This window comes from Streptomyces sp. NPDC111802, from assembly GCF_055634335.1.
Genome location: NZ_JBVKCZ010000015.1, coordinates 136,213 through 149,499 on the forward strand (window position 1 = coordinate 136,213; position 13,287 = coordinate 149,499).

Here is a 13,287-nt window from a genome sequence, read left to right on the forward strand (position 1 = left end):
GCCGCTACCCGTCGGCGGTCAATGCATCTGGGCGCCCCCGGGAGCCTCCCCCGTGAAGTCCTTGACAGGTAAACCAGACCATGGGGTACTGCGGATTGCGAAGCCGGGCGGATGTGACGGGGGTGAGTCTCCTGCCGGAGCTGCGCTACCCCACGCCTGCCGAACTGGTGCTGTCCGCCCGCGCACTGGCCGCTCACCGACCGGGACTGTGCACGCTGAGACAGGTGGGGGCCTCCCGGGCGGGCAGACCCCTTCACCTGCTGTCCATCGGCCATGCGCGACGCGCGGTCCTGGTGGTGGCGGGCGCGCACGCCAACGAACCGACGGGCGGCCCCACCCTCCTCGCGGTCGCCGAAAGGGTCCTGCGCGAGCAGGAGTTGCGGGCCGACATCTCCTGGCACTTCCTGCTGTGCGCGGATCCCGACGGGGCGAGCCTGCACGTCACCCCGGCGCCCCGCAGCCTGCTCGACTACCACCTCGGCTTCTTCCGGCCCGCTGCCGCGGAGCAGCCCGAGTGGGCACCGGCCGCGCTCCCGCCGGGCCGGCTGCCGCCCGAGACACGCGCGCTGACCCGGGTCATCGACGAGCTGCGGCCCTACATCCAGGTGACCCTGCACGGCACCGATCTGGGCGGCAGCTGGGTGCAGTTGACCAAGGACGTCCCCGGACTCGCCGAACCCTTCGCGAAGTCCGCGGCCGAGCTGCACATCCCGGTGGAGACCGGCGCCTCGGACGCGGCGGGCTGGCCCGCGGCCGGACCCGGGGTGCATGTGATGCCGGCGCCGGGCGCGGGAGCGGCCTATCCGAGCATGCCGGACGACGCACGCAACAGCACCTGGTACCACGTGCACCGGTACGGCGGGCTGACCGCGGTCGTCGAGGTGCCGATGTGGGCGAGCGACCTGGTGGACGACCCGGCTCCGCATCCCGACCCGGCCGGGGCGATGCGACGGCTGGGGGCCCGGCTGCTGCGGGACGCGCTGGAGGTGGAGGGGGTGCTCACCGAGGCGCTCCCCCGGCTGGACGGCGTCGACGGGCCCCTGCTGCGGGCCGCGAAGTGGGCGCTGGAGGTGGTGCCGGGGCTGGCCGCCGACTGGACGCACACACCGCCCGCCGACAACACCATGGCCTACGTCGGGAGCGTGGACGCCTTCGGGCGGCGGCTGCCGCTGCGCGCGGCGGCCATGCTGCTGCGCGTCCTGCACGAGAGAGACGACCGAGGGGCCGCGCGTCTCGAACACCTGGTGGCGACCTGGAGCGACGCCTTCGCCGAACGCTTCCGCGCCCGCTGGGTTCCCCTGGAGCACCAGGTCGAGCACCAGTCCCGCACGGTCGTGGCGGCGGCGATGCACGCACGCGAGCGGGCGGCCTGAGCCGGCGCCGCCGTACGCGCGCGCGTGCGTACGGCCAGACGCCACCACGCGCGCGTACGGCCGCGTGTCGTGAAACGCGGCCCTGCCGCACGGCATCAGCCGTCCAGCGCGAACACCGCCCCCGTACGTGCCGCCATCCCGCAGCCGTTCGAGAACGTCTCCCGGTACTCGATCGGGTGACCGTTCCACTCCCCGCGCGCGTGGGCGGTCACCGGCGCGTAGATCATCGGGCAGAAGGCGTCCTTGCGCTGGAGCCGGCTGATGTCACCGCCCACCCGGTCGAGGTCGGCGCAGGCCTCGGCCGCCTTGTTGTGGCCCCTGGGCGGGTCGCACAGCAGCAGTCTGCCGGGCGCTTCGGTGCGGTCGCCGTCGCCGTGGGTGACCGTGACGAAGAGCCAGTTGGCGGGGTCGGGGTCGTGTGCCGTCGCCGGGGGCGTGGTCATGCCGAGGGCGAGGGCGGCGGCCGCCGCGAGGAGGCCGCCTCGTACCGCTGTGATGCGTCGGGTCATTCCCGGTGTATCGGCACGGCGGCTTCGGCATTCCACCCCGACTCACCCGAACGGGAGCACGCGGGCGCGTGCCGTCCGGCGAGTTCGAACGCGGCGAGCACCACCCGCGCCTGGTACTCCACCTGACGCGCGACCGGTATCCAGCGGGCTCCGCAGCCGTCGCGGTAGTCGTCGCACCACTCGTCGAGCCGGCGATCCAGCTCCGGCAGCACCCCGGCCGGATCGCGCCCTGCTGCGGTCACCAGCTGGTGGAGCAGCCCGGCGGTCCGCAGGGCGAGACGCCGTCCGGCTATCCGCAGGGCGGCCAGGTGGGCGGTGCTGAGCGGGGGAAGGGGGTGGGCGCCGACGGGGTCCTGGACATCGGGGTCCCAGGTGTCGGCGAGCCCCGGGCAGACCAGTAAATAGTCGTCGACCGGGGCGAGCAGCCGGGCCGTCTCCGGTCCGGCGGGAAGGTGGGGCCGCAGGCGCTCCAGCAGCCGTTCCAGGAGGCGGGCGTCGTGGCGCAGGGTGTGGCTCACCGTGCGCAGGACCGTTTCCTCATCAACGTGCGGGGCAGCGTCCTCCACGGCCGCCACACCCCACATGGGGGCCTCGACGACCGCCGTGACCGTGCCGTGCCGGTGCGGATGGAACCACGTCGACTCGACGGCCGCCTCGGTGATGGCGGCGGTGAGGTCGCCCCGGCGCGGCCTGGGGATCCGGTAGACGGCGGGCCCCAGTTCCGGCCAGTACAGGGTGTCGTAGGGACCGAGTTCGCGCGGGATGCCGAGGCGGGCGGCGCAGTGCGCGACGCGCTGGGCGAGGCCGGGCAGGTCGTGGGTCAGCTCGACGAAGCCGCCGCCGACGTCGACGCCGTGCAGCGAGCACTGGAGAAAGGGCCGCAGTTCGTCCTGGACTTCGAGCAGGGTGCGGGTCTCGGGCAGCGTGGCGGCGTCCGCGCCGTCGGGCAGCCATTCGGGCTGTTCCAGGAAGCCGGGCCGGAAGAAGTGCCGGAAGTAGCCGCCGAGGGCGTACGGGCCGCGCAGCCAGCCCTCGTTGCGGCGCAGGCCGTCGGGGTCGAGGCACAGCAGCAGGTTCCAGGTGGCGTCGGCGCCCTCGTGCAGACGCGGGTCGGCGAGGACCCGTTCGGCCAGCCGCAGCACGGTGCCTCCGCCCACCGGCTCGTTGGCGTGCGGGCCGGCCACGACAAGGGCCTGGCGGCTGCCGTGGCCGACGGACAGCAGCCACAGGGGCGTGCCCGCGCGGGACGTCCCGACCCGGCGCAGTCGCGTCTCACGGGGGCGGCGGGCGACGAGCGCGGCCGCCCGGGCGCCGAGCTCGTCGACGGTCGGGTAGCGGAGGAGTGGCGGCAGGGCACACCTCCACAATGTGGTGCCGTCGATTCACCTGGTGTGCATGGTGTACGCACAGTCAGTCACGAGTTGACCAGTACGTCAACACCGCGAAAGGCAAAGGGACTTGCATCGGGGCTCCACATGGGCCAGGGCCGGAGCCGAGGTTCGGCTCAGTGCGCGGCGAGCCGGAACGACATCCGGCCGAAGCCGATCTGGTCGCCCTCGCGGACCACGACGGCGCCGACGACGCGTCGCCCGTTCACCGTGGTGCCGTTGGTGGAGCCGAGGTCGCGCAGGACCCACAGACCGCCCTGGTGACTGAGCTCGGCGTGCACCCGGGAGACCGTCTCGTGGGTCAGCCGCAGCCCGTTGGCGGGGTCGCGGCCTATGCGCAGCGGATGACCGGACGCGGCGTGCGGCAGCAGCAGCTTGGGCAGCCGCTCGGCCTGCCACGCCCTGCGCAGCCGTACGGTGAAGCCGGAGACCGCCTCGACGGTGCCGAACACCAGACGCGAGAGCCGGCTCTCGGAGGGCAGGTCGGCGGTGAGCACGGCGAGCTCGTCCGCGCGGCGGGCGGCCAGGGCGAGTTCCATCCGGCGCACGAACGTGTCATGGGACAGCCGGCCCATGGCGACGCCGTCACGCAGCACCTTCAGCGCCTTGTCGCGCTCCGCGTCGGAGAGCCGCGCGGGGTACGTGTTGAACTCGAAGGACGACGTCACGGTGCTGATTGTCGGTCAGTGGACCCCGGGTGTCCAGAAAACGGCGCAACGGCCACCACACGCACGTGATCGACGGAACTCCCGGCGACACCCGCCGCGAAAGGGAAGATTCAAAAGCGGATTGATCTCGTTTGAAGCACCATGGACGGGCTACATCACGGTGAGCAGACGAAGGGGAACCGTCCGTGCAGTTCGAGGTGTGGGCACCGCAGGCCGACCGTGTGACGCTCCATTGCGAGGGTGTCACGCGCGCGTTGGAGCGCGATCCCGATCGCGCGGGATGGTGGTGGGGGGAGGCGGAGGCGCGGGACGGCAGCCGGTACGGCTTCGCACTCGACGACGGCCCGGTGCTGCCCGATCCGCGCTCGCGCCGGCAACCGGACGGCCCGGACGGGCTGAGCGCGGTCGTCGACCACGGGCGCTATGAGTGGCGTACGGAGTGGGCGGGCAGGGCCCTGCCCGGTGCGGTGCTGTACGAGCTGCACGTGGGCACGTACACGCCTGAGGGCACGCTGGACGCGGCGGCCGGACGGCTCGGGCATCTCGCCGAACTGGGAGTCACCCACGTCGAGTTGATGCCCGTGAACCCCTTCCCGGGGCGGCACGGCTGGGGATACGAGGGCGTCTCGCTGTGGGCCGTGCACGAGCCGTACGGCGGGCCCGAGGCGCTGAAACGCTTCGTCGACCGGGCGCACGAGCTGGGCCTCGGCGTGCTCCTCGACGTGGTGCACAACCACTTCGGCCCCTCCGGGAACTATCTGCCGGCCTTCGGTCCCTACCTCACGGACACGCACCAGACGCCCTGGGGTGCCGCCGTCAACCTGGACGCGCCCGGCTCGGACGAGGTCCGCTCGTTCCTGGTGCAGAGCGCGCTGGCCTGGCTGCGGGACTACCGGATCGACGGGCTTCGCCTGGACGCGGTGCACGCTCTGGTGGACACGCGCGCGTGCCACTTCCTGGAGGAGTTGTCGACGGCCGTCGACGCCCTCTCCGCCGACGTCGGCCGGCCGCTGTCCCTGATCGCGGAGTCGGACCGGAACGACCCTCGGCTCATCACCGCGCGCGAGGAGGGCGGCCTCGGTCTGCACGCGCAGTGGAACGACGACTTCCACCACACCCTGCACACCGCGCTGACCGGCGAGTCCCAGGGCTACTACGCCGACTTCGCGCGCGCCCCCTTGGCGGGCCTCGCCAAGACCCTCACCGGCGGCTACTTCCACGACGGCACGTACTCGACCTTCCGGGGCCGCGGCCACGGGCGCCCCCTGGACCGTGCGCGCGTCGCCGCGCACCGCCTCCTCGGGTACGGCCAGACGCACGACCAGGTGGGCAACCGGGCCCAGGGCGACCGGCTCGCGGCCCTCCTCTCCCCCGGTCTGCTGGCCTGCGCGGCCACGCTGATGCTGACCGCGCCCTTCACGCCGATGCTGTTCATGGGCGAGGAGTGGGCCGCGGGCACACCCTGGCAGTTCTTCACCGACCACACCGACCCGGAGCTCGCCGACGCGGTACGGCGGGGCAGACGGCGGGAGTTCGCGGCGCACGGCTGGGCCGAGAAGGACGTGCCCGACCCGCAGGACCCGGCGACCCGGGACCGCTCCTGCCTCGACTGGTCCGAGCTCGACGGCGAGCCCCACGCGCGCGTGCTCGCCTGGTACCGCCGCCTCATCGCCCTGCGGCACGAGCAGCCCGACCTCACCGATCCCGACCTCGCCGACACCAAGGTGGCCTACGACGAGCAGCAGCGCTGGCTCGCCTTCCGGCGCGGCGACGTACGCGTGGCCGTCAACCTCGCCGGGGAGCCGGCCGCGATCCCGCTGGGGCCGCGCAAGGCTGCCGTACTGGCGGCGTGGGAGCCCGTGGAGTCGCCGGGGGCCGACGGGGTGCTGCAGGTGCCCGGGGAGTCGGCCGTGGTGCTGTTGCAGGGGTGAGCTCAAGGGGCGCGCAGGGGTGACGGCGGAGGCCCAGGGGTGACGCGGGGAGCTGTTGGGAGCTACTGGAGCTCCTCGTCCCCGTCGTCCTCCCTCAGCTCCGTGACGCGCTCCAGCAGGATCGCCTCCCACGCGTGGCGGAGCTGTCCCCGCAGCGACGGGAGCGGGGTCCCGCCCTCGCCGTCGAGGCGGTCCGCGAGGTGGACGAGCGTGTCGCAGCGGGCGAGCCAGAGGCCGCGCAGGCAGGGGCGGGCGCCGTAGCCGGCGAGGGTGGCCGCGCGGACGGCGGCCGGGGAGCCGACGGCACGGGCGAGGCCTGCGATGTCCTCGGCGGGGTCGCCGAGCACGGTGTCGGCCCAGCCGAGGACGCCGCGCACCCGGCCGTCGGCGCTGACGACGAGGTGGTCGCCGGTGAGGCCGTGGTGGACGAGGACGGCGGTGCCGGGCTGGGCCGCGAGCTGGACGGCGGCCGGCTGGGTGAGCTGGCGCAGCCGGGCGGCGTCGAACTCGTCCGCGTCGGCGAGGCGGGCGGCGGCGTGTTCGGCGGTCCGGCGCAGTGCCTCCAGGGAGCGCGGCGCGGCGCGCGGCACGCCGAGGGTCTCGGCCTGCCGTACCGGGACCTCGCGCAGCCCCGTGAGCAGTCCGGCCAGGTCGGCCTCGCCGACGGCGGAGACGTCGTGCCGCGCGCCCGATCCGCCGGGGACCTTGGTGTCCAGGGTGTAGGTCAGCCCCGGCGCCCACTCGCCGTACGCCACGCTCGTCGGCACCGCGACCGGGATGTGCGTACGGACGAGGTCACGCAGGCGCAGTTCGCGGCGCTGGCGGGCGGCGGCCTCGCGGTCGGGGGCGAGGCGCAGCACATGGCGGGTGCCGATCCACCAGGTGGCGGGTTCGGCGCCCGGGGCGGCGGGCCGGACCTCGGGTCCGGCCGAGTCGGACACGCCGTCCTTGAGCAGGGAACGGACCAGTCGGCGGACGGTGTCCGCGGTGGGTGTCGGTGCCTGGGTCATGGTCGCGCCGTAGTCGCTCGGGGGTCTGTGCCGGGGTCTGCGGGGGCTCCTTGCGCCGGGTCGGTCGGCGGTCAGTCGACTATGACCAGCTCGCGGGTCGTGTCGTTCAGGCGCCTGCCGCCGTCCTCGGTGACGGTCACGATGTCCTCGATCCGCACACCGAAACGGCCGGGCAGATAGACGCCGGGCTCCACCGAGAAGCACATGCCGGGCACGAGGGGCTGCTCCTCGCCCTCGATCATGTACGGCGGCTCGTGCGTGGTGACGCCGATGCCGTGCCCGGTGCGGTGGATGAAGTACTCGCCGTACCCGGCGTCACCGATGACCGCGCGGGCCGCCCGGTCGACCTCCTGGCACGCGACGCCGGGCCGTACGGCGCGAAACCCCGCCTCCTGGGCCTCGCGCACCAGGTCATGGACCCTGCGCTCCTCGTCGGTGGGTTCGCCGACGTGGACCGTGCGGGAGGTGTCCGAGCCGTAGCCGTCCTTTAGGCCGCCGAAGTCGAGGACGACCATGTCACCGCGTTCGATCACGCGGTCGCCGACCTCGTGGTGCGGGTTGGCGCCGTTCGGGCCGGAAGCGACGATGGTGAAGTCGACCTGGGAGTGGCCGAAGCGGCGCAGCAGGTGGGCGAGGTCGGCGGCGACCTCGGACTCGCGGCGGCCGCCGAAGGGAACCTTCCGGATCTCCTCGAACGTCGCGTCGGCGGCCGCGCCCGCGGCCGTCAGCAGCTCCAGCTCGGCGGCGTCCTTGACGGCGCGCAGCATCGGCAGGGCGTCGGTGAGGGAGGCGTACGAGGTCCCCGGCAGCGCCTTCTGCAGGGCCAGCAGGTGCATCGCCCAGGCGTTGTCGCTGATGCCGAAGCGGCCGCTGCCGTCGAGGAGGGCGGCGGTGGCGGCGTAGGGGTCCTTGCCGTCGGTCCAGTCGCGCAGGGTCAGTCCGGGCGCGCCGGTGGCCTTGGCGGCGTCCGGGGCCTCGAGGGCGGGGACCACGAGCACGGGGTCCCGGCCGGGGACGAGGACCAGCAGAGTGAGCCGCTCGGTCTCGGCGGTGGGCGCGTAGCCGGTGAGCCAGACCAGGTCCGGGCCGGGCGCCACCAGGAGTCCGGCCAGGCCCGCGTCGGCGGCGGTCCGCGCGGCACGCCCCATACGGGCCCGGTAGTCGTCGGCGGTGAAGGGCGCGGGTGCGGTGCCGGTCATCCGGGCCTCCCTGGGCGCGTGAAAGGACTACGGGCAGCATCCTGCCCGGACGCAGGGGGCGGCGCGAGCCGGTCGGCGGGACTTTCGCACGGCTCCGGCACGGCTCAGCCTTCCAGCGCCATGCGGACGCCGAGGAGCAGCAGCACCCCTCCGGAGACCTGCTCCAGGCGCCGGCGGACGCCCGCGCGGGACAGCACGGACTTCAGCCGGCCGACGAACCAGACGTACAGGCCGTAGTAGCCGACTTCGTAGACCGCCCAGAGCGCGGCGAGGCCGACCATGGCCGGCAGGTGCGGGGCGCCCTGCGGCACGAACTGCGGCAGGAAGGACATCGCGAAGACGGCCGCCTTGGGGTTGGCGAGGTTGAGCAGCAGCCCGCCCCGGTAGGAGGCCCAGCCGCTCTTGTGGGTGACCTCCCATGCGCCCTCCTCGGCGCCCTTGGCGCGGCGCGCCTGCCGCAGGGCCTGGATGCCGAAGCCGACGAGCACGACCGCGCCGACGACGCGGATCACGTCGTACGCCACCTCGGAGGCCGTCAGCAGCGCGGTCAGGCCGAGCGCCGCGACGACTCCCCAGATGAAGACACCGGTCTCGTTGCCCAGCACGGTCAGGAAGCCGGAACGTCTGCTGTGCAGGGACTGCTTGATGATCAGTACCGTGCTCGGGCCGGGCGAGGCGGCGACGAGGGTGCAGGCCCCCAGGAAGGCGATGAGAGTGGTCGGCATGGGGCCATCGTGACCCTGTCGGCGGGAGGTGACCAGTGGTTTTCGCGGACTCCCGCAGGGCCGCGGGGGGCTCAGACGACGACGCCCGGGACCGCCGTCAGCTGCTGGTAGCCGCCGCTGCGGTGGCGCACCGTCAGGGTGACCTGGTCGCCGGGACGGGACCCGGCGACGGCTCGCGCGAGGTCGGCGGCCGAGTCGACTCGGGTCCTGCCGAACGCGAGGAGTACGTCGCCCCGGACCAGCCCGGCCGTGTACCCCGGGCCCGGGACGTGGACGCCGACGACCAGGGCACCCGGCTTCTCGGCGTCCACGGCCTCCACGCCGAGGGTCGCGACGACGGCGGGCGACGGGGAGGTGGTCGGGGCCGGGGACTCCGGAGCTGCCGACTTCGCCGGGCCCGCGGGGGCGCCCTGTCCTGTCTGCCGCTGCAACTCGGCGAGTCTGCTCATGCCGATCACCGTGGCGCCCAGCGTGCCGAGTCCGACCCCGGCCAGAACCAGGACCAGCCCGGCCAGCAGGGCGCACAACAGGGTCGTGAGCCGTCGGGCGCGCCGCCGGGGCGCGGCGTGCGGACGCCGTCCGCCGGGGCCGGACGTGGGATCGTCACCTGGCCCCTGACCAGGCATCGGCTTGGGTCGCAACGCGGTCTGTTCCATCGGATCGCCTCCGGCTGGTGACTACCCCGCGCACCGGCGCACAACGAGCCACGAACGAGTGAGACTGACCGGTGGTCAGAAGCGGGAAGCATCGGCGTCACGGCGAGAACACCACGTCGGAGAGGGTGCCCGGCCCGCCTCACGCCCGCTCGGCCAGCGCCCCCGCGACGATCGCCGCCGCTCCCCCGGGTGCCCCCGCGTACACCAGTTCCGTGCGGTGTACGACACGCGGTTGCGTGACCGGTACGGCGACCGTGCCGGGCACTCCGGTGGCCGCCGAGTGCGGCAGCAGGGCCAGGCCGTGGCCGGCGGCCGCGAGGGCGGTGAGGGTGCGGACGTCGGTGCCGTCGTAGCGCAGGGCGGGGCGGAAGCCGTGGCCGCCGTTCGCGGCGCGGAGGTGGGCGAGCGGCAGGGCCGTGTCGGGGGCGTCGAGCCAGCGGGCGTCGGCCAGGTCGCCGAGGCGCAGGCCGGGGCGGCGGGCGAGCGGATGCGTGTCGGGCAGGAGGACACAGGCCGGCTCCTCCGCCACGCCGTGTGTGGTCAGCGGTGCCACGTCGGGCAGTCGCAGCGGGTCGCTGGGGGCGGCCAGTCCGTCGAACAGGCCGAGGTCCGCCGTGCCGGTGGCGACGGCCGCGGGGACCTCGGCACGGGGAAGCACGCACAGCGTCACCCCGGATGCCGGGAGCGCGGCGAGGACTTGGGGGCCGAGCGCGGTCGGCGATGTCGCGAGCGTCAGTCCGTGGTCGGGCGCGGTCGCCATCCGTACGACGTCCGCGCGGGCCGCCTCCAGGCGCAGCAGCAACGGGCCCGCGTGTTCGAGGAGCCGCTCACCGGCCGCCGTGGGCGCTACGGGGCGGCGGGTGAGCAGGGGGGCGCCGAGGTCCTGTTCGAGCGCGGCGATGTGCTGGGACACCGCCGACTGGGTGTAGCCCAGTTCGCGTGCGGCCTCGGAGAACGAGGCGAGACGGGCGACGGTGACATAGGTGCGCAGCAGATGCGGGTCCATGGGCGACAGCATCCCGTACCGCATCAGCCACGCTTATCGAGCATGCAGAAATCATCGTTGGACGTGAACTCGGGGCCGCGCCCAGGATGAGCCCATGACGAACACCGCCGCTCGGACGGCCAAGCTCGCCCTGGTCGGGGATCGCTCCCCCAACGTCGCCTCGCACACGCGCGTGCCGCTCCTGCTGGACGCTCTCGCCGAACGCGACCGGCTCGTCCTCGACGCCTACTGGATCCCCTCGCGGGACGCGGAGGCCGACGACGCGGTGTGCGGGTTCGACGCCGTGTGGGTGCTGCCGGGCAGCCCGTACCGCAGCGAGGCGGGTGTGCTGTCGGCGATCCGCACCGCGCGCGAGGAGGGGATCCCCTTCCTCGGCACCTGCGGGGGCTTCCAGCACGCGCTTCTCGAGTACGCGCGTCATGTGTGCGGGCTGACCGGGGTCGCCCACGCCGAGAACGACCCCGACGCCGACGATTTCCTCATCGAACCCCTCGCCTGCTCGCTGGTCGGTCACGAGGCGGTCGTACGGATCGAGCCCGGTTCGCTCGCCCAGGCCGCGATCGGCTCGGAGCGGACCGTCGAGCGGTACTTCTGCGCGTACGGCCCCTCGCGCCACCTCGACACCTTGCGCGCGCACGGACTGCGCTTCACCGGGTACGACGAGGACGGTCATGTGCGGATCGCCGAACTGCCCGGCCATTCCTTCTTCCTGGCCTCGCTCTTCCAGCCGGAGCTGTCCGGCGACGGCTCGCGCCCGCACCCGGTCGTCCGGGCGCTGGCGCGAGCCGCGGTCGAGCACGCGGCGCGGAAGGCCGCTACGCGCGCGTGATGCGCGGCACCGCCACGCGCGCGTACCTCAGCCGGTGTGTCCCTCCCCATGGCCGCCGTGTGCACCGCCGTGGTCGAACTTCAGGGCCTCAGCGGGCATGACGACGAAGGGCCGCATCATGCCCATGTCCTCGTGTTCGAGCAGGTGGCAGTGGTACATGAACCGGCCGTAGGCACCGTCGAACTTGCCCATCACGCGCAGCATCTGGTTCCCCGGGACCCGGAAGACGTCCTTGTAGCCGCGCTCGTTGGGCGCCAGCGGGATGGTGGTGCCGGCGTCGTGGCGGATCGGGCCGCGGGTGCCGCCGACCGCCGGGTCGAAGCCGGAGACGTCGTAGGCGTCCCGGCCGAGCAACTGGAAGTCGGCCAGGTGGATGTGCATGGGGTGCACGATCGGCGCGAGGTTGAGGAAGCTCCACTGCTCGTGGCTGCCCTCGGCGATGGTGAAGCCCAGGCCGTCGTTGAACGTACGGGCCGTGCGCCGGTAGGTCTTGGTCCTTCCGTCCGGTCCGGTGACCTGGATGACGCCCTCGGTGGGGACCTGGATGTCAGCCGCGTCCTCGACCTCCGTCATCTCCCAGATCTCCGGGTGCCCGCCGCCGCCCTTGGTGGCGGGCGGGGTGAGGACGATCAGCCGGTGGCCGTGCTCGATGTCGTGCGTGAGCCGGCGGAAGGAGCCGGAGAGCACCTCGGGCAGTTCGAAGGTGTCCGTCTCGCAGCTCTCCCGGACCCGGAACTCCATGACCGCCGGATAGCGCACGTCACCGGCCGGGTCGGACACCCCGGGCGGCTGGTTGCGGCCCTTGTTGACCAGGCGCAGCCGCCGGCCCCCGAGACCGCGGAAGTCCACGAGCAGGTCGAAACGCTCGGCGGGTGCCGCGGTCAGCGTGGGCAGCGCGCCGTCGAAGTCGACCGGGACCGGGCGCGGCAGCAGACCGCCGTCACTGCCGATCTGGTGGACGATGCCCGGGACCGGGTTGTCGTCCTCGTCGACCAGGACGAGGTCGTAGATGCGCGCGTTGGACGCGTTGACCAGCCGGAAGCGGTACCAGGCGTCGTCCACCTCGGAGTACGGCCAGATGCGGCCGTTGACCGTGGTGTACGGGCCGCTGAACGGGATGGAGACCGGCTTGCCCGTCTCCGGGTTCTTCTCCTGGACGATCACCGTCTTGTGCAGCAGCCGGCCGTTGAGCCTGCCGTCCTCGTCGGTGTCGAGGTTGCGGTCGGCGAGCAGCAGTGGGATCTCCCGGTCCCCGCAAGGGAGATGAAGGGCCTCCTCCTCGTCGTCACGGACGAGGTAGGTGCCGTACAGGCCCGTCATCACGTTCCACCGCGTGATGTTCATCGCGTGGTCGTGGTACCACCACTGCACCGCCTGGTGGTCGTTCGGGTACTCGGAGAGCTGGGCGTCGCCGAAGCCGACGGCGTTGTCCGCCCAGCCGTCGTTGCCGCCGCCCGTCTGGGCGCCGTGCAGATGGGTCACCGACCAGGCGGGCAGGGCGGTGACGTCCTTGTTGGGCTCGACGCCCTCACGGCCGGGCTCGGTGGTGGCCTGCGGTCGGCCGTCCGTGCGCAGCGGCACCTCCACCGAGGTGACCGGGTACTCGCTGTCCTTGGGAATGCGGTTGGTCCAGGCGATGCGCACGCGCTGTCCGCGCCGCACCTCGATGGTCGGGCCCGGCACCTGGCCGTCGTACCCCCACATCAGGGTCGGCGGCAGCTGCGGGTGCAGGCGCACCCAGGTCGGGCGTAAGGCGATCTCGGTCTCGCGCAGGACGTCGTCGGAGGCCGGGCGCAGGACGGGAGGGACGGGCAGCGGGGCCACGTACGGCGTGAGCTCGCCGGTGTCGAGCGGCTGCTCCTCCCTCCTGGCCTCGGTGTCGCTGTCCGTGAACCTCTCGATGATGTCGGTCAAGGTCGAACACCCCCGTGTGTTCTCGTAGTCTGTTCCCCTCACCCCAGAAGACTCCCTCCGCACCTGCGAAGTTCCCTGA

Annotated in this window: 12 protein-coding genes; 3 read left to right on the plus strand and 9 right to left on the minus strand. The window is 73.3% G+C overall.

Annotated features, from left to right (window positions below; genetic code table 11):
- Positions 1-122: 122 nt before the first annotated feature.
- Positions 123-1,373, plus strand: coding sequence for a M14 family zinc carboxypeptidase (locus ACZ7NC_RS18835; protein WP_471489605.1), 1,251 nt, complete (start codon positions 123-125; stop codon positions 1,371-1,373).
- 95 nt (positions 1,374-1,468) lie between these two features.
- On the opposite strand, the gene ACZ7NC_RS18840 is transcribed toward ACZ7NC_RS18835, so the two are convergent.
- From ACZ7NC_RS18840 to ACZ7NC_RS18850, 3 genes are all read right to left on the minus strand, one after another.
- Positions 1,469-1,882, minus strand: a complete 414-nt coding sequence (locus tag ACZ7NC_RS18840; RefSeq protein WP_471489607.1) for an SSI family serine proteinase inhibitor — start codon at positions 1,880-1,882, stop codon at positions 1,469-1,471.
- Positions 1,879-3,249, minus strand: a complete 1,371-nt coding sequence (locus tag ACZ7NC_RS18845) for a M14 family zinc carboxypeptidase (protein ID WP_471489609.1) — start codon at positions 3,247-3,249, stop codon at positions 1,879-1,881. The genes ACZ7NC_RS18840 and ACZ7NC_RS18845 overlap by 4 nt, the downstream gene beginning before the upstream one ends.
- Positions 3,250-3,386: 137 nt before the next feature.
- Complete coding sequence (locus ACZ7NC_RS18850) at positions 3,387-3,938, minus strand: FHA domain-containing protein (RefSeq protein ID WP_471489611.1); 552 nt, start codon at positions 3,936-3,938, stop codon at positions 3,387-3,389.
- Positions 3,939-4,123: 185 nt separating this feature from the next.
- On the opposite strand from ACZ7NC_RS18850, the gene treZ reads away from it, so the two are divergent.
- Positions 4,124-5,869: a malto-oligosyltrehalose trehalohydrolase gene (gene treZ / locus ACZ7NC_RS18855; protein ID WP_471489613.1), complete on the plus strand. Its 1,746-nt coding sequence runs from the start codon at positions 4,124-4,126 to the stop codon at positions 5,867-5,869.
- A 62-nt stretch (positions 5,870-5,931) separates the two neighbouring features.
- Here the strand turns inward: treZ and ACZ7NC_RS18860 are convergent, their stop codons facing one another.
- The 5 genes from ACZ7NC_RS18860 to ACZ7NC_RS18880 all read right to left on the minus strand — a co-directional run bounded on the left by ACZ7NC_RS18860 (position 5,932) and on the right by ACZ7NC_RS18880 (position 10,465).
- Positions 5,932-6,879 carry an aminoglycoside phosphotransferase family protein gene (locus ACZ7NC_RS18860; protein WP_471489614.1) on the minus strand — a complete coding sequence of 316 codons (948 nt, stop codon included), beginning with the start codon at positions 6,877-6,879 and terminating at the stop codon, positions 5,932-5,934.
- Positions 6,880-6,950: 71 nt separating this feature from the next.
- Complete coding sequence (locus ACZ7NC_RS18865) at positions 6,951-8,078, minus strand: aminopeptidase P family protein (RefSeq protein ID WP_471489616.1); 1,128 nt, start codon at positions 8,076-8,078, stop codon at positions 6,951-6,953.
- Between the two features lie 104 nt (positions 8,079-8,182).
- A complete protein-coding gene (locus ACZ7NC_RS18870; protein ID WP_471489618.1) occupies positions 8,183-8,803 on the minus strand; it encodes a LysE family translocator in 621 nt (206 codons plus the stop codon).
- Between the two features lie 71 nt (positions 8,804-8,874).
- Positions 8,875-9,459 (minus strand): PDZ domain-containing protein, encoded by a 585-nt coding sequence (locus ACZ7NC_RS18875; protein ID WP_471489620.1) that lies wholly within the window; start codon positions 9,457-9,459, stop codon positions 8,875-8,877.
- A gap of 139 nt (positions 9,460-9,598) precedes the next feature.
- Positions 9,599-10,465: a LysR family transcriptional regulator gene (locus ACZ7NC_RS18880; protein ID WP_471489622.1), complete on the minus strand. Its 867-nt coding sequence runs from the start codon at positions 10,463-10,465 to the stop codon at positions 9,599-9,601.
- Between the two features lie 94 nt (positions 10,466-10,559).
- Here ACZ7NC_RS18880 and ACZ7NC_RS18885 point away from each other — a divergent pair, with 94 nt between their 5' ends.
- Entirely contained in the window at positions 10,560-11,294 is a 735-nt protein-coding gene (locus ACZ7NC_RS18885) for a CTP synthase C-terminal region-related (seleno)protein (RefSeq protein ID WP_471489624.1), read from the plus strand.
- Positions 11,295-11,321: 27 nt separating this feature from the next.
- Here the strand turns inward: ACZ7NC_RS18885 and phsA are convergent, their stop codons facing one another.
- Positions 11,322-13,208: an O-aminophenol oxidase PhsA gene (gene phsA / locus ACZ7NC_RS18890; protein WP_471489626.1), complete on the minus strand. Its 1,887-nt coding sequence runs from the start codon at positions 13,206-13,208 to the stop codon at positions 11,322-11,324.
- Positions 13,209-13,287 lie beyond the last annotated feature (79 nt).

Excerpts from the sequence above, each read along its gene's own strand:
- ACZ7NC_RS18840 (WP_471489607.1), bottom strand. The coding sequence starts at position 1,882 with ATGACCCGACGCATCACAGCGGTACGAGGCGGCCTCCTCGCGGCGGCC.
- ACZ7NC_RS18860 (WP_471489614.1), bottom strand. The coding sequence starts at position 6,879 with ATGACCCAGGCACCGACACCCACCGCGGACACCGTCCGCCGACTGGTC.
- ACZ7NC_RS18865 (WP_471489616.1), bottom strand. The coding sequence starts at position 8,078 with ATGACCGGCACCGCACCCGCGCCCTTCACCGCCGACGACTACCGGGCC.
- ACZ7NC_RS18870 (WP_471489618.1), bottom strand. The coding sequence starts at position 8,803 with ATGCCGACCACTCTCATCGCCTTCCTGGGGGCCTGCACCCTCGTCGCC.
- ACZ7NC_RS18875 (WP_471489620.1), bottom strand. The coding sequence starts at position 9,459 with ATGGAACAGACCGCGTTGCGACCCAAGCCGATGCCTGGTCAGGGGCCA.
- ACZ7NC_RS18880 (WP_471489622.1), bottom strand. The coding sequence starts at position 10,465 with ATGGACCCGCATCTGCTGCGCACCTATGTCACCGTCGCCCGTCTCGCC.
- ACZ7NC_RS18885 (WP_471489624.1), top strand. The coding sequence starts at position 10,560 with ATGACGAACACCGCCGCTCGGACGGCCAAGCTCGCCCTGGTCGGGGAT.